At 60.0% G+C, this 15,886-nt stretch carries 14 protein-coding genes; 1 reads left to right on the plus strand and 13 read right to left on the minus strand.

Annotation, left to right across the window (positions count from 1 at the left end; all coding sequences use genetic code 11):
- Position 1: 1 nt before the first annotated feature.
- The 11 genes from ACIPY9_RS12850 to ACIPY9_RS12900 form a co-directional block, all read right to left on the minus strand.
- Positions 2-823, minus strand: coding sequence for an acyltransferase (locus ACIPY9_RS12850; protein ID WP_400701295.1), 822 nt, complete (start codon positions 821-823; stop codon positions 2-4).
- A complete protein-coding gene (locus ACIPY9_RS12855) occupies positions 820-2,235 on the minus strand; it encodes an O-antigen ligase family protein (protein ID WP_400701298.1) in 1,416 nt (471 codons plus the stop codon). The genes ACIPY9_RS12850 and ACIPY9_RS12855 overlap by 4 nt, the downstream gene beginning before the upstream one ends.
- Complete coding sequence (locus ACIPY9_RS12860) at positions 2,235-3,335, minus strand: glycosyltransferase family 4 protein (protein WP_400701301.1); 1,101 nt, start codon at positions 3,333-3,335, stop codon at positions 2,235-2,237. The genes ACIPY9_RS12855 and ACIPY9_RS12860 overlap by 1 nt, the downstream gene beginning before the upstream one ends.
- Positions 3,326-4,543: a glycosyltransferase family 4 protein gene (locus tag ACIPY9_RS12865; protein ID WP_400701304.1), complete on the minus strand. Its 1,218-nt coding sequence runs from the start codon at positions 4,541-4,543 to the stop codon at positions 3,326-3,328. The genes ACIPY9_RS12860 and ACIPY9_RS12865 overlap by 10 nt, the downstream gene beginning before the upstream one ends.
- Before the next feature lie 3 nt (positions 4,544-4,546).
- Positions 4,547-5,863 (minus strand): cellulase family glycosylhydrolase, encoded by a 1,317-nt coding sequence (locus tag ACIPY9_RS12870; protein WP_400701307.1) that lies wholly within the window; start codon positions 5,861-5,863, stop codon positions 4,547-4,549.
- 1 nt (position 5,864) lies between these two features.
- Positions 5,865-7,043, minus strand: a complete 1,179-nt coding sequence (locus ACIPY9_RS12875; RefSeq protein ID WP_400701589.1) for a glycosyltransferase — start codon at positions 7,041-7,043, stop codon at positions 5,865-5,867.
- Positions 7,043-9,034 carry an exopolysaccharide transport family protein gene (locus ACIPY9_RS12880; RefSeq protein ID WP_400701310.1) on the minus strand — a complete coding sequence of 664 codons (1,992 nt, stop codon included), beginning with the start codon at positions 9,032-9,034 and terminating at the stop codon, positions 7,043-7,045. The genes ACIPY9_RS12875 and ACIPY9_RS12880 overlap by 1 nt, the downstream gene beginning before the upstream one ends.
- A gap of 18 nt (positions 9,035-9,052) precedes the next feature.
- Positions 9,053-9,829 carry a polysaccharide biosynthesis/export family protein gene (locus tag ACIPY9_RS12885; RefSeq protein WP_400701313.1) on the minus strand — a complete coding sequence of 259 codons (777 nt, stop codon included), beginning with the start codon at positions 9,827-9,829 and terminating at the stop codon, positions 9,053-9,055.
- Between the two features lie 144 nt (positions 9,830-9,973).
- Positions 9,974-11,431, minus strand: a complete 1,458-nt coding sequence (locus tag ACIPY9_RS12890) for a mannose-1-phosphate guanylyltransferase/mannose-6-phosphate isomerase (RefSeq protein WP_400701316.1) — start codon at positions 11,429-11,431, stop codon at positions 9,974-9,976.
- Positions 11,431-12,867 carry an undecaprenyl-phosphate glucose phosphotransferase gene (locus ACIPY9_RS12895; protein WP_400701319.1) on the minus strand — a complete coding sequence of 479 codons (1,437 nt, stop codon included), beginning with the start codon at positions 12,865-12,867 and terminating at the stop codon, positions 11,431-11,433. Before ACIPY9_RS12895 ends, ACIPY9_RS12890 begins: the two co-directional genes overlap by 1 nt.
- A 266-nt stretch (positions 12,868-13,133) precedes the next feature.
- Entirely contained in the window at positions 13,134-13,343 is a 210-nt protein-coding gene (locus ACIPY9_RS12900; RefSeq protein ID WP_400701322.1) for a hypothetical protein, read from the minus strand.
- Between ACIPY9_RS12900 and yegS the strand changes: the two genes are divergently transcribed.
- Positions 13,342-14,259, plus strand: a complete 918-nt coding sequence (gene yegS / locus ACIPY9_RS12905; RefSeq protein ID WP_400701325.1) for a lipid kinase YegS — start codon at positions 13,342-13,344, stop codon at positions 14,257-14,259. The two genes, ACIPY9_RS12900 and yegS, sit on opposite strands and share 2 nt — an antisense overlap.
- Here the strand turns inward: yegS and ACIPY9_RS12910 are convergent.
- Both ACIPY9_RS12910 and ACIPY9_RS12915 read right to left on the minus strand, forming a co-directional pair.
- The gene (locus tag ACIPY9_RS12910; RefSeq protein WP_400701328.1) at positions 14,243-14,902 is read right to left on the minus strand and encodes a response regulator; all 660 of its coding nucleotides are present in this window, start codon (positions 14,900-14,902) and stop codon (positions 14,243-14,245) included. The two genes, yegS and ACIPY9_RS12910, sit on opposite strands and share 17 nt — an antisense overlap.
- Positions 14,899-15,792 carry a sensor histidine kinase gene (locus ACIPY9_RS12915; protein WP_400701331.1) on the minus strand — a complete coding sequence of 298 codons (894 nt, stop codon included), beginning with the start codon at positions 15,790-15,792 and terminating at the stop codon, positions 14,899-14,901. The genes ACIPY9_RS12910 and ACIPY9_RS12915 overlap by 4 nt, the downstream gene beginning before the upstream one ends.
- Positions 15,793-15,886: the final 94 nt, after the last annotated feature.

Raw genomic sequence — 15,886 nt, forward strand, 5'->3', positions numbered from 1 at the left:
CTTAATGGAACAAAGTGAACAAGCCTTTGCCGCCCACTTTGTAGTTGAGGTTACGGGCGCGCTCACCTTTGATTTCGGCATTCGGGCCGCTGACGATGGCGTAGGGCGGAATGGGTTTGGAAACGATGCCGCCACCCCCGACCACGGCCCCTTCGCCAATATCGGCACCGAACGAGAGCAGGGCCCGGCTGCAGATCCAGGCGTAGTCGCCAATGTATACCGGGCCGCCCACCGCCCAGAATTCCGGCTCGTTCAGATCGTGTCCGCCGGCAATGATCAGGACATGTGAGGCGATGGTCACATGGTCGCCGATCACCAGGCCACCACGCGCATCGAGCTGGCAATGCCAGCCCACCGTTGAGTCATTGCCGATGCGCAGGCTGTCTACGCCCAGCACTTCGGTATTGCGCCAGACCGTCGAGCCCTTGCCGATCTTTGCACCGCCCATGCGCAGCCAGAGCAGGCGCAAGGTATGGCTGGGGATCTTGCAGATCAGGATGTTGTAGATCTGCTCCCAGGTGCGCAGCATGCGATCGCGCAGGGTCGGCCAGTTGATGCCGTACAAGGGAATCAAGGCTCCCAGTGTTTCGCTGGACAGCAGTCGATAGAAGCGCCGTGCCAGCGGGTGTTCGATTCTCGGCTCGATGTTCAGGTAGCAGATGAAGGACAGGGTCGTGTTCTTGATCCGGGTTTCAAAGCACACTTCGTTGTCCAGCATCCACTGGTAAGCGGCCTCTAACTCTTCGAGGTCCACGCCCATTTTCCGGGCATATTCGGGCAGAGCCTCTCTGAGGTTATGCGAGTGCATCATGCGGTGTTTCATCGTGACGTTCCCAGGTCGGGTGAAGCGATGGGGGAATGGGTGGTGTTCGCGGGGCTGGCGCGCAGGCGTCTGGTTTCGTGCAGGCTGATACCGACGAACAGCCAGAAGAGCGCGATCAGTACGCTGGTGAAGCTGAAGTAGTGGTCGAAGAGACCGCTGAACAGGGCCGCCAGAACGCCGATCATGCAGCCCATGCCAATGGCGTTGTCATGGGTCAGGATAATGCGGTCGGACTCGGGGCGTACTTCCTTCCACCAGCTCCAGGTCACGGCGATGAACAACAGCATGCCCGGGAGGCCGAGCTTGTAGATGAAGTTCAGCCACAGGTTGGAAATACCGAATTGCGTGTAGCCCAGGACGGGCGGGTCGGTCTTGAAGCCGATGCCGAACGGGAACGTGGCCATGGCCTGCGGGAAGTGGGTGTATTCCAGAAAGCGGATGGCCGTACTGGTGTCGTCGTCACCGAACAGGGTCAGCAGGCGGTCCTGCAATGGCGGGTAGAACATCAACAGCAGCATGCCCGCGATCCCGCCGCCGACCAGCAGGCGGCCCAGGTACGGGATACGTCGACGGGCCATCCAGAGCATGATTGCCAACAGGCTGAACAGAGCACCCCGTGAGCCGGTCAGCAGCAGACCGATACCGCCCAGCGCCGCCACCATCAGGCCCAGCGAGCGAGCGCCGCCGCTGCGCGTGATGCCGAAGCAGAAGGCCAACGGCAGGATCATGGCCATGGCGCCCCCCGCCACGTTGGGGTGGAGCCAGGGCGAGCCCATGCGGCTGGACAGGGACAGAAGGCTCTGGCCGAGCACGTCCAGACCGCCATAGCCCATGATGGCCAGAACGGGGGTAATTGCCGAGGCCGAGCCATTGATGACGTAGGTCGGGATCGACAGCACCAGCAGCATCAGCGTGCCCACCAGCACGGCAATGACCAGATGCTCCAGGTTTTTTCTGTCTTGCAGCAGGCGTGGCACCAGAAACAGGATCGACAGGTTGAACAACCAGCGGACCCAGTTGATCGGGCCGTTGCCTTCAGCCACGACCGTGACCTGGCCGATCAGGAACGGGAAGGCGCTGAACAGCATCAGGGCCAGCAGCAGGCGTTCGGTGCGCATCATCTTCGGCACGGCAGTCTGCTCGAAGAACATTGCCTGAAACAGATAGCTGGCCCAGGTCAGCATGATCAAGGCTTCGGACACGGTGGTACGGATACCGATCTGCACCGTGGAGTAGGGGATGAAGGCACCGATGACGCAAAACAGCAGCAACCCGCGTATCGGCTGGCGTATGACCGTGACGATGGACGCGACGCCGGCCGCCACCAGCAGCACCTTGGAAGCCGGCAGCAGCCAGATCAATACTCCGAAGGCCAGACCGAAGATCAGCCCTATAGGCATGGCGATCGGCATCAGCGCAACTCCTCGAGTGCTTCATGCACGCGTTTGTAGAACGCTTCCCGGTCATAAGTGGTCGTCCAGGCTTTCAAGGCGGCGGGGTCTTCTTCCGGGGCCGTGGACAGCGTCCCCATCAACTGGACCAGTGCGCTGCTGTCCGTGGGCGAGAAACGTGGGCTGTCCGGTGGTGTGATCTCATCCAGCGACGAGCCGGAGGCCACGGCAACCGGAGTGCCGACCCTCAACGCTTCGATGACCGGAAGGCCGAAGCCTTCGGCATAGGACGGTTGCCATAGCCGGTCGGCCTCGGCATAGACCGCATGCAGTTCGTCATCGCTGATGCCGCTGAGCACATGCAGGCCCGGCAGCTTGCGCTGTGAGTCGTTCAAGGGTTCGTCACCACCTACCAGCACCAGTTCCGGTACGGTCGGGAACTGAAGGCGTGCGTTTTGCCAGGCATCGACGAACCATGGCATGTTCTTGCGTGGCTCGCGGGTGCCGACACACAACCAGTAACGCTCGGGCAGTTGCAGTGAGCGGATGTCGGCCGGTTCTCCCTTGAAACCTTCGACCAGCAAGGGCACCACGCGCAGCTTTTCCCGGGCGGATGGAAACAGGCGCAGCACTTCGTTGGCCGTGAACTGAGACGGGACCCACACCACATCGGCCACTTTCAGTGAGTAAGCGATCGAAAGGTAATCTGTCAGACGATAGATGCCCGCTTTCAGGCGTGAACCGTGGTTGTTCTGCTGGGTGATCTGGAACAGGTCATGCAGTTGCAACACATAACGCATGTTCGCGGGTTTTCGCCCGACAGGCAGGCCCATGTTGATATTGGCGACATAGATCTGCACTTCGGCATCGCGCAGGGCCTTTGGCAGGAACAGCCCCTCGAACCCCAGGCGATCGTGCAGACGGTGTACCGAGTTCAGTGGCGTGGCCCAGCGGGGCGCATGAATCAGGCGACGGATCGGATGGTTGTAAGGAGCCACCCCGAACAGTTGCAACTGGACATCGGGGTGAGCGCGAAAGGCTTCTTCCAGGGCGAAGTTCTGGCGACCGATGCCGCTGATGGGATAACCGGCCGAGGCGCGGTAATCGAGTCCTATACGCATGTGCGTTGTCCTTGCTTGGGGGGCGAAAGTCGGGTGTAGATGCCTTCCAGTTGAGCGGCCGAGACGGACCAGTCATGGCGCGAGCGCACATAGGCTCGTCCGGCTTCGCCAAGCTGGATGAGACGCGCAGGGCTGTCGATGTTGTCCGCGATCAGGCGTGCCAGTTGCGCCGCGTCCTCGCTGCCCAGATAGTGCTCGCCGTTGACCACGTCCAGCCCCGACACACCTTGTCCGGTCGTGACCACAGGCAGCCCGGCGGCCATGGCTTCCAGAATCTTGAGTTTCGAGCCGCCGCCCTGGCGCAGGGGGGCGAAAAACATTGAGGTGCTGCTCTGCAGGGCGCGCAGGTCCGGTACGAAGCCCAGCCATTCGATGCGAGGGTCTGTCCAGCGCTCACGCCAGGCTTCAGGCATGGCGAAGCCGCCAATCACAAGGCGCACGGTGGGGGAAAGCTCCCATAGCCGCGGCATGATTTCTTCCATCGCCCACTCGACGGCATCCACATTGGGGGCGTATTCGTAGTTGCCGATGAACAGCAGACGATGGTTGTAACGGTCTGCATGAACATTGGCGTAATAGCTGCAATCGACGCTGTTGACCACGATGGAGGTGGCCCGGCCACTCAGGCGAGAAAGGACCTTGGCATCTTCTTCGGTCACGGCAACCAGCTCGCTGGTCTGCTTGAACACGTGCAGTTCCCAGCGCCGATAGCGCCAGCGGTCGTAGCGGGCAAAAGCACCGGCCCAGCGGGGCAGACGATCATAGCTGGCGGCCCCCAGGGCCGATTCGACATTGTGCTCGGTGAGCACGAAGGGCTTGCCGGAGCGCTTGAGTGCCCGCTCGAAAGGCTGGAAGGCGTAGGTGTGCTGAAGCTGGATGATGTCCCAGTCTTCCTCAAGCAACTGCTCGAAGGCCTTTTCCAGTGTCGGTGAGTAACCGTTGACGCTGGCCAGCATGGGCGGAGAGGCGAAGGCAACGGCCAGCAGGGTGCGCAGGCTGAACAGTGGACGGCGATCAATGACGATCAGGCGTTCGAGCCAGGGCTCGAGTGCGCTGCGGCAGGCATCGTCCAGCGGTGTCTTGGATTGCACCAGCAGAGTGATGCGGTGTCCCCGTGCCGCGAGGTTGCGCAGCAAGTGATATTCGCGTGTCTTGCCGCCACTGGTGGTGGGCCATGGCAGGTAGGGAAGTGTCCATAGAATTCGCATGACTTATGGATTCCACTCCAGAATTTGCAGGGAAGGTTTGAGTGCCAGGCTGATGCCCTGATCACCGGACAATGGCGTCTGAGTTCCGGTCAGAGGGTCATGCACAATGCCTTCATTGATGTTTGGGAGTGTCAGGGTGACACCGCTGGCACTCCAGAACATCAACAGGCGTTTTCCGTCGTTGCGTGTCCAGGACATCGCATACAGGTCAGAAGGGGTGTTGCTGAAGGCCGGTGGCGCGGCGGGTTCCAGGCTCGGGCCTGTGATATTCAGGAAGTTCTGCAGGGCGGTATAGACCGGCTTGGGATTACCCAGCAGGTCAAGCAAGCCATAGGCCTGATCGCGGGCCGTGGCGCGCTCGTCGAAATCGCTCAGGTTGAACAGGAAGATGCGCTGGAAATCCATGGTGCTCATCAGTGCCAGGCGGCGCAGGGTGTAGTCGGCCTGGCCCGAGGTGCCAATGAGGGCCTGCATCTCCACGGGGCCGGCATAGCTCGACCAGCCCCATTCGGTGGCCCAGACCTGCGGGACGCCGCTGTTGTGCAGCAACGTGTTCATGGCATTGGCGCGCACCAGGAAGTCCTTGTCGGTCACCGAGTCGCCTTCGGGATATTCGGAGTACGGGTGATACGCCGCGACGATGTTTTGTGTGCCCAGGCCATTTTCGACCAGCGTTTGCAACATATAGCCGGATGTATGCTGCATCTGGCTGTAATAGGCCATCCCGGCTGTGACGATTGTCTTGTTCGGCAAGACCGCACGAATGGCATTGGCAGTGGTGGTCAGCAGGTTGCCATAGGCAACCGGGTCCGCCTGGGGCAGCCAGACGATATTAGGCTCGTTCCAGACCTGCCAGTTCTCGACATGGGAATAGCGTTGGGCCAGTGCAGCCATGCGGGCGGCGAAGACGTTGAAATCCTTGGGAGGATACTGATCTCGCCCCTGGGCGCTTGAGGCCGAATCGCTGGCAAAGGGGGCCGAGCCGACCAGATACGCGACAGTGTTGTAGTGGTGGTTTTTGATGGCCGCCATGGCGGCGTCCAGATCCGTCAGGTTGTACTGATCCTGAACGGGCTCGATGATCGGCCAGTGAATGGTCAGTCGCACCCAGTTCAGCCCCAGTGCGTCCAGGCGTGCCATTTGCTGTTGATAGATCTCGGGCGCGAAGTACTGGAACTGGACGTTGACGCCCAGGAAGTCCTTCCAGACCACAGCCCGTGGGGCCTGCAGAAGAGTGGCGGCCTGGACGGCACTGCTCAGTGCGAGGGCACCGGTCAGCAGTGTGACGATGGTTTTCCATGATCTTGATTGGCGTTGCATATCAGTCCACCTCGCAGGCCTGCCGGAAAACATCCCTGAAGCGTTCGGCCGTCTGACTCCAGACTCTGGCCTTGCCCATCTGCATTGCATTTTCGGCCCACTGAATGGCCTTGTCGGGTGCGGTACAGATACGACTCAGTGCGCTGGCCAGAGCGGCGACATCGCCCTGGGGGTAGATCATGCCGTTGCCATGGGAGACCTCTTCGGCGAACGAGCGGGCGTCCGATGTGATCACTCCGCGTCCGCAGGCCGTGGCCCAGGACAGCGCGCCGCTGGTGCCGCGCAGTTTGCCCAGGATCTTGAGCTTGCTGGACTCCCGATAGGGCAGGACCATCACATGATGGGCCTGGATGACAGTGGCGATCTGGTCTGCGGGCAGGTCCAGCTGCCAGTCGATCAGATCGCTCAGCCCCAGTTGCCGGATGCGCAGGCGCAACTGGTCCAGATAGCTGCCCGAAGGGCCGAAGGCCATTTCCGGCTCGCTGCCGCCGGCCAGTGTCAGACGCACCTGGGAGCGCAGTTCCGGTTGAGTGACAAAGACTCTGGCCAGGGCATCGAGCAGGTCTTCGATACCCTTGCCGCGATAAATGAACCCGAAGTACAGCAGTCGCAAGGGCTGCAAGGGGGGCAGGGGAGCCGGTTCGATCGCCAGGTTGCCATGGCTGATCACGGCCATCTGCGACTCCTTCAGGCCCATGCGTTGCCTCAGGCTCTGGCCGCCCGCACGGGTCAGGGTCACCAGACGGGTCATGCTTCTGGCCAGTTGACGTTCTTCATGCAGGCACAGCGGGTCGGCCAGCACTGTGGCGATCTCTGGCAGGGGGGAGCGCATGCCGCTGGCGATGGACAGTGGCCAGGGTAGTTTTTCCCGCCGCCATACCAGCCGTTCCGGGTCATGCACGGTAGCGGTCAGTGGCAGATCGGGAAAGCGCTTGCGCAAGGCACGCAACGCCTGGAACTCGGCCAGTCGCCCGCCGCCCAGTTCGGCGTGGACCAGATCGATACCGCTCCAGTCTGTGTCCTCTACACGCTTTTCGGCCTGACGCGGATCGTTGCCGATGCCCTGCAACGGCGTGTCGACCTGCACCCCCAGATTTTCCAGGGCATGCTTGAGGTGCCCGGCATAATCGGCGATGCCGTTCTGCTCCGGTGGCAACGGAGCGAGCAGGGCGATTCGCATCACGCACGGCTCCCGATGCGTTTCAGGAACTTCAGAACGTGCTCCGGCACCTCGAAGCGGCGACGGTTGAGGATGACGCCGTCCACTTTCTTGAACGCGGTGTTCAAGGTGGTCAGGGCATCTTCAAGCATCGGTACGGTTGTCTGTTCGGCACGCACCACCAGCACGATCTGATCGGCATCGCGCAGCAGGACGAACGCTTCCTGGTTGCCATAGACCCCCGAGGCATTGATCAGCACGATCTCACCCGGTTTCGCCGGGCCACGGCCTTCGGTCCGTACCTGATGGCCTTGCTCGGTCAATAGGGTGCTCAGGCGGGAGATGACGAACTTCACGCCTTCGCCCCGGTGCACGGAGGTAAAGCCGATGGCCAGGCCTTTCTCCGCGATCTGGCCCAGTGGCAGGATCCCGTATATCCGGTGCAGGTTGGCGGTAAAGGCCGCGCTGCGATCCTGCGCCCGCTCCAGGTCCGGAAGACTGGTCCAGACCGGCACGCCGAAGCGTCCTTCGATCTTGTCGCCGTCGTGGATGCGCTGGTCCAGCAGGTAGAAGAAATACAGCGCCAGGAAGCCCACGATGGCACTGAGCGGGAAGGCCAGAAGCAGCATCAGCAGACTTTTGGGGAAGACACGGCTGCCGTTGAAGGTGGCGTCTTCGATGATCGCGATGTTGCTGATCTGGCTGTTGTCCAGTTCACGATCGATACGCGCCTTTTCCAGGCTGTCGGTGTACAGCGCATAGCTTTTCTGTGCGGCATCCAGTTCGTTCTGCAGGCGTGAAAGTTCCGGCTCCAGCTTCAGCGCCAGCTGGCGATCGCTTTCCAGTTGCGCCAGTTGTGCATCCTGTTGTGCCAGTTGGGTCTGCAGGCGGGAGTAGCTGGTCTGCTGGTCGGCATACACGTTCTGCATGCGGTTATAGATCGGGTTGGGCGTAATGCTTTCGGAACGCTGGATAGTCTCTTCCTGCTCCTTGAGCAATTGCTTGAGGTTGTTGATCTCTTCGTTGGCGGCACGGACTGGCGGCGCCTGCTCTCTGAACGAACGCAGCAGTTCCTGGCGCTCGACCTCCTTGGCATTGATGCGGTTCTGCAGGTCCTGGCGGTTCGGGTTCAGTGCCAGTTCACGACCGGCGGAAACCGTCTTGGGTTGCGCTGCCAGTTGTTTTTTCAGGGTGTCGAGCCCGGACTTGGTGGAAGCAATGGCGCGGATGGTGTTGTTGCGTTCGGTGCGCAGGTCGTTCAGGCCCTGGGAGGTATCGGCCAGGCGCTGGGAAATGCTCACGGCGCCCAGTTGGTTCAGGTAACCCTGGATCTGTTTCTTGTACGAAATGATGTTGGTACCGATGGCTTTGACTTCTGTTTCATAGAAGGCATAGAGGCTGACACGGCCCAGGGTCTTGGTGCGCTGCAACTGATACTCGTCGATCCAGGTCTTGAGCACGAGCTGGGCGGTGGCCGGATCGTTCCAGTTGAAGGTCAGTTCCATCACCGACGAACCGGGTTCGTGACGCACCTTGAAGTTCTTCTCCAGGTCCTCGGCGAGCCTTTCGATCGGCGTGCGTTTTTCCGCCAGACCCAGGAATTGCAGAATGCCGTGGCCGATATCGATCACCGACCGTACGGAGTCCTTGAGGATGTTTTTCACCGAAGCCAGAAAACCGCTCTCAGGCTGGATCTTGGAGAGTTCGTTCAGGTACTTCTCGGCCACCGTGCGCATGATCGGGCGTCCGGTGAGCATGCGTTCTTCGTCCAGCAGCGGGTCCCGAAGGCCGCTGGGCACGACGATCGCCTGCCGGTCTGACAGCTCGATAGGCACGGTGCTGCTGTCGCGGCCCGGCTTGACCAGCAGCAGAGCCGTGGACTCGTAACGGTTGGGGAGCAGGAAGGCACCCAGGATAACGATGACGAACGTCACCAGCACGGTGATCTTGACTTCACGCTTGAAGATAAAAAACAGGCGCAGCAGATCGCGGAATGAGCGGATATTGATCATGTCTGATTCCCTGACGAATTAGTTGTTGTTGCGCAACTCGTAGTTCATGCCCAGGCCTATCGATTTCGCGAAAGGAATCAACTGGTTGAAGTACAGGCTGACACCGTCCACCTTGTTTCCGACCGAGGATTTGGGGACGAACACTACATCGCCGCGTTGCAGCAGCACTGGCGCACGAGGCCCGCCAGCGTCAGCCCAGAGAAACTTGCTGTAATCGAAGAAGTAGGTCTTGTAGAGGCCGTTTTCTTCCAGACGAAGCAGCGCGACCTGACCGGCATCGGCATCGATTGCGACACCGCCTGCGCCGACCAGGGCCTGCTCCAGGTTGGTGGCCACATTGACCGGCAGCGTGACCGAGTTTCGGACGGCGCCTCCCACGAACACGGTATTGCCCGGCGACTGGGAAATGTTGATGGTCAACGCTGTCTCGCGATAGACATCCTTGAGCTTGCTTTCCAGCAGGTCGTTGAGCTGCTGCAAGGTCAGGCCCGCCGCCTTGACCGTTCCGATATAGGGATAGGAAAAGGTCCCGTCGTTGAGCACCTGAAACAGGGTCAGCTCATAGATCGAGTTGGCGGTGAAGGCCGAGATGGAGGGGGCCTCCCCGGTATTGCGCACGATACGCAAGGTGTCTCCGGGACGGATCCGTTCCGGCGGCAAGGGCTTGCCCGCCAGGGCTTTGCCGGCGGCAATGCCTGCCTCGATCTGGGCCTTGTCGTCGGGTAGACCGACACGGGCCGGGGTATTGCAAGCGCTTAACAGCAAAACGCTGATTAACAGCAGAATGCGCTTCATGGGTCCTGAACTCCTGTCCTGCACGAATAAGGCTCCCTTGCGGGTAAAGAAAACATGTTGGCGGGTACTGCCTGGTCCAGTGCGTGTCTGTTCAGTTCCTCGTTGTTCGTTTCAAAAAGGCAAGGGGGCGGCTGTGCTCGGGCTTCATGTCTTGGCCGTCTGCTCTGGAGTCCGGCCATAGATATCCGTGAAGCGAACGATGTCGTCTTCGCCCAGATACTCGCCGCTCTGCACTTCGATCATCACCAGATCGATGACCCCCGGATTGACCAGACGGTGGGTATGGCCGGGTTTGATGAAGGTCGATTCGTTGGTATCAAGCATGAATTCGCGCTCGCCGTTCGTGACCCTGGCCATGCCGCTGACCACGATCCAGTGTTCGCTGCGGTGATGGTGCATCTGCAGGGAAAGTGACCCTTGCGGACGAACCACGATGCGCTTGATCTTGAAGCGCTTGCCTTCCTCGAGCACGGTGTAGGTGCCCCAGGGGCGGGTGACGGTGCGATGCAGGCGATAGGCATCGTGGCCCTGGCGCTTGAGCTCCTGGGCGATGAGTTTCACGTCCTGACTGCGCTTGCCGTCGGCGATCAACAGGGCATCGGGCGTGTCGATGATGATCAGGTCATTCAGACCCACTGCACCCACCAGCCGCTTGGGCGAGTCGATGTAACAGTTGGTCACGTCATGCAATACCGTCTCACCGTTGCACTGGTTGCCGCGTGTATCCACGGGGGTCAGTTCGCGCACGGCCTGCCATGAACCGATATCGCTCCAGCCCAGTTGGCAGGGCACCACGGCGACTTTCTTCGAGCGCTCCATCACGGCGTAATCGATGGAAATGTCCGGGACCTCGGCGAACAGCTCGCTGTCCAGCTCCAGTTGCAGTTCCCGGTTACCTTCCTTGGCGATGCTTTTCTCGAGGCAGGCCTTGACCGTGCTCAGCACTTCGGGGGCATGGGCTTCAAGCTCGCGCAGCAGAACGTCGGCACGCATGCAGAACATGCCCGCATTCCACAGGTGCAGCCCGCCATCCACATAGCCCTGGGCCGTGGCGGCATCGGGTTTTTCGACGAAGCGCGCCACCTGATAACCGTCGGCATTGAGCGACTGGCCTTTTTCGATATAGCCGAAACCGGTTTCCGGTTTGGTCGGCAGAATGCCGAAGGTCACCATCCAGCCCTGATCGGCCAGATCGCGGGCCGTGCTGACGGCTCTGGAAAAGGCTTCCACATCGGTGATCAGGTGATCGGCGGGCAGCACCAGCAACTTGGCGTCTTCGCCATACCGCTTGAGCACATGCAATGCCGCCGCCGCCATGGCCGGGGCGGTGTTGCGCCCGAAGGGCTCCAGGATGAAATCCAGAGGCACCTTGCCCTTGTTGAGCTGGCGATAGTCGTCTGCGGTGCGGAAGTACACTTCACGGTTGGTGACCGTCAGCAACCGTTCGACTTTCGGCAGGCCGGTGGCGCGCATGAAGGTCTTTTGCAGCAGACTTTCGCCGTCGGGAAGGCGCATGAACGGCTTGGGCATGGCTTCGCGAGAGACTGGCCAGAGTCGAGTGCCGGACCCGCCGGCGATGATGCAGGGGATGAGGTTGCTCATCAGTAAGCCTCACGAGTGAAGAGCACTGCCGGAACAGTGCGCATAAGGATGTAAAGGTCGAACCAGACGGACCAGTTTTCTATGTACTCAAGATCGAATTCGACGCGCTTTTCGATTTTTTCCACGGTGTCTGTTTCACCACGATAGCCCTTGATCTGTGCCAGACCGGTGATGCCCGGTTTGACCCGATGGCGTGACGTGTACTCCTTCACCGCTTGCTCGAAGAGAATGCCGGCCGCTTTGGTCGCCGTTGCATGAGGCCGCGGCCCCACCATCGACATGCTGCCTGCCACGACATTGAACAGTTGTGGCAGCTCATCCAGGCTGGTCTTGCGTATGAAGCGCCCCACCCGAGTGACCCTGGCGTCACCTCGCGTGGTTTGTTGCTCGGCGGTTGCATCGGCCTGGTGCTGATGCATCGAACGGAATTTGAAGACCTCGATCAGTCGGTTGTTGTAGCCATAGCGTTTCTGCCGGAACAGCACCGGACCCGGGGAGTCGAGCTTGATCGCCAGGGCAATGAGCAACATGACCGGTGACAGCGCCAGCACTGCCAGTGTCGACAGCACAATGTCCTCGGCCCGCTTGAAGAACGGCGACCAGCCATTGAGCGGTACATCGGAGGCATTGAACATCGGCAGCTTGGCCACTTCGGTGATGCGGTTATGGGTGTGCCGGAAGGCGATCATGTCCGGCACCAGCAGGACATTCACCGGCAGCCTGCGCAGTTCGCGAATGATGTAATCCATTCTGTTTTCGGCGGTCCAGGGCAGGGCTACCAGCACCTGGGTGACTTTTTCTTCCCGGATCAACCGCTCCAGATCGTTGGTGTTGCCCAGCAAGGGCAGGTTGGCGACGGTCTTGGGCATGCGGCCGATGCGGTCATCGATGAAACCGGTCACGCCGGAACGAATGTCCTGATGCTCCAGCAGGTATTCGGCCAGGCGCAGGCCGTTTTCCGTGGCCCCGAGGATGACGGCGTTCTGCAGGAAGATACCCTTGCGCATCTGGTGCTTGAAAAACACCAGCATCAGCAGGCGAACGACGCAGAACAGCGCCAGGCTGGTGAGGTACCAGAAAATCAGTTGTTCGTTGGACAAGTGATCGAAGAACCCCATGGTCTGGTGCATGAACAGCAACAGGCCGAAGGCCGCTGTCCAGGCGACGATGATGATGCGCAGGCGCAGTGCGTTGCTGAACAGTGCTTCGGAATAGACGCCCAGCGCCTGGAAGATCAGGACACTGACCACGCTGAAGAACAGCGGCATCACGACATAGTCCTGAAGGTTGTCGAGGTTGTTGTCCTGATGAAAAAGCAGGATCAGCAGCCCCGGCAGAATGCATGAAATGCCATGTATCAGGCGGATGCCCAAAAGGAAGTACTCGACCAGACTGGTGCGTGTAAGCGAAAGACTGTCCACAGGTTGCAGCCGCATAAAGCTCCCTCACTACATGACACCCATGGCGCGCAGAACCATGGTTTGTCGGGGTATCGATATCCTAGAGTCAAAAAAATATCTTTTCTATTATTTTCTTACAAAAAAGCCATTTATTTGTCGCATGGCTGGCTCGGCCTTAATTGAGTCCCATTTTCTGGGGCGTGAAAAACCTTTGAAAGCGTAAGATTTTTCTCTTCTTTTTGAAGCTTGAGGCCCTCAAATGGAGGTTTCTTGACAGTAAAGCTCATGAAACAAAAAAAGTTTCAATCCAGAGCTTTTATTTTGGCTTCAAGGGTGGTCACTGATGGCATTTCGGACGCTTTACCCCCCGCAATTCCGGGGTCTCTCTCCATCGGGCGTGCGCGGAAAAAATTATTGAAACCGGCAGGTTTTTTTCTGCGCGGTGGGGTCACATCCAGGTACTGAATGGAAAGTGCTTTTTCATCGAAGCCAATAATCGTGGGAGGCGTCATGACAAAACGTAGGGCGATTCTGATTCTGCATGGCAAGCAGTCGCTTAATGAGGACGTACGTAACGCAGTCGTGGAAAAGCGACAACAAGGCTGGGAGCTGGATGTGCGTCTGACCTGGGAAGCGGGTGATGCGCAGCGTCTGGTCGCCGAGGCGCTGGCGGCCGGGCACCGCCATATCGTTGCCGGAGGGGGCGACGGGACGTTGCGAGACATTGCCGAAGCCCTGGCGCTGGCCGGGACGTCTTGCAGTCTCGCCATTCTGCCGCTGGGTACAGCCAATGATTTCGCGCGGGCTGCCGGTGTACCGCTGGAGGTGGCCGATGCGCTGGACTTGCTGGATGTCGAGCCCAGTGCGGTCGACCTGGGGGAAGTGGGCGGCAAGCTGTTCCTGAATATGGCCACTGGTGGTTTTGGCAGTCAGGTCACGGCCAACACGTCCGAAGACCTGAAAAAGGTTCTGGGGGGCGCGGCGTACCTGTTTACCGGCCTGTCGCGTTTCAGTGAGTTGCGTGCGGCCCATGGGGAACTGGTCGGACCGGATTTTCACTGGCGTGGCAATCTGCTTGCCCTGGGGATCGGCAACGGACGGCAGGCCGGGGGCGGTCACATGCTATGTCCGACGGCGCTGGTCGACGACGGCATGCTGGATATCAGCATCCTTCCTGCACCTCAGGAGGTGGTCGGGACCCTCAGGCAATTGCTGGAGGGAGGGCTGGGGATCGACAACATGTTTGTGCGTGCGCGTTTGCCCTGGGTCGAACTCAAGTCGGCGCAAGGGCTGGACATCAACCTGGATGGCGAACCGTTATCGGGCGAGAACCTGCGGTTTGTGGCGCGCTCCGGTGCCTTGCAGATTCATTTGCCCAGGCATTCGCCAATACTCGGCGGGAAGCGCGCCTTCAATCGTCCAGACTGATGATCCGTTCGCGGACGCAAAACAGGACCAGGCCGGCGACATCGTAGATCTGCAGGCGCTTCATGATCTGTGAGCGATGCGTCTCTACCGTCTTGATGCTCAGCCCCAGGCCGTTGGCGATTTCCCGGGTGGACTTTCCGCGAACGATCAGGCGCAGGATCTCCAGCTGGCGGGCTGTCAGGTTGTATTTTTCCAGAGGCTCGGTCTTTTCTGGCTGGACGCCGCGCAGGGCGCGATCGATCACGGTATGGGCGATGGCCGGGCTCAGGTAGCGCTCACCGCTGCGCAGGGCTTCCAGCGCCTGTTCGAGTTCTATGGCGGTCGTGTCCTTGAGCAGATAGCCATGAGCCCCCATTTCCAGGGCGCGCATGATCGTATCGGGGTCGGTATGCATCGAAACGATCAGCACCTTGCTGTGCGGTTGAACCGCCAGCAGTCGCTCCAGAGCCTCCAGACCGTCCGTGTCCTTCATGGTGATGTCCAGAAGAATGATGTCCGGGCTTAGTTCGAGCGCCAGGCTGGGCAACTGGGCGCCATCGGATGCCTCGCCAATGACGGCGTAGCCTGGAATGTCCGACACGAGGGCACGTACGCCGGCCCTGATCAGCGCATGGTCATCGATCAGTAGTAGATTGCAGGTCATTGGGGTGTCTTGTGCACGTTGGCGCGCTCGTGAGTACGAGGCGTCCAGGGAAACGATATGTCGATCTGTGTGCCCTTGCCCGGTGCGCTGTGCAAGGCCCAGGTGCCGTTCAGCAACTCCACACGCTCGGCCATGCCGGCAAGGCCGCGCTGGCCTTCATGGGCGGGATTGCTGGCGGGCTCGAAACCGGTTCCGTCGTCGGCGATGAACAGGGACAGCCCGGCAGGCAGGCGTTGCAGGCGTACCAGCAGATTCTTGGCATGGGAATGGCGCAGCATGTTGGTCACGGCTTCCTGGGTAATGCGGAAGGCCGCTACTGCCATCTCTTCGGGAATGCCGGTCAGGCGCTGCTGGCACTCAAGGCTCCAGCGTATCTGGCTGTCGGCCAGGGTGCTCAAGAGGTGGGCGCGCAAACTGGCCTCCAGCCCCAGGCTCGACAATTGACGCGGGTTGAGAATGCCCGACAGGTCGCGCACCTTATCCAGGGTTTCTTCGAGAATGGCGTTCAGTTGGGTGCCGTGCGATTGCAGCTCTGCCGGCAGGCGACGCTGCAGCCAGTCCCCTTGTATTTTCGCGGCGGTCAGCATCTGGCCAATGTCATCGTGCAATTCCCGGCTGAGCCGGTGACGTTCGCTTTCCTGAACCTCCAGCATGCGTTCTGCCAGTTCCTGGGGTTGCAACTGGATCAACTGGTCGCTGCGCAGTTGCGTAAGCCAGATGCTGAGGAAGGTGATCAGATTGAGTATCAGCAGTGAAAGAGGCAGCACGTTCGAGCTGAAAAACAGGCCGGTATTACCCAGAATCGCGCCGACACACAGCACGTTCGTCAGCCATTGGGCATTTTTCGTATTGAGCGAGCGAAATCGGGAGAGCTTACTGCTGGCCTGCATGATGAATGGCGCCATTGAAGGATTATTGCGGACAACCCGACAAGTCGAGCCGTTATCAGGCAATTACATGAATACCTGATTCATTACATGAAGA

The sequence above is a fragment of the Pseudomonas sp. NPDC089734 genome (genome assembly GCF_044748865.1).
Lineage (GTDB): Bacteria > Pseudomonadota > Gammaproteobacteria > Pseudomonadales > Pseudomonadaceae > Aquipseudomonas.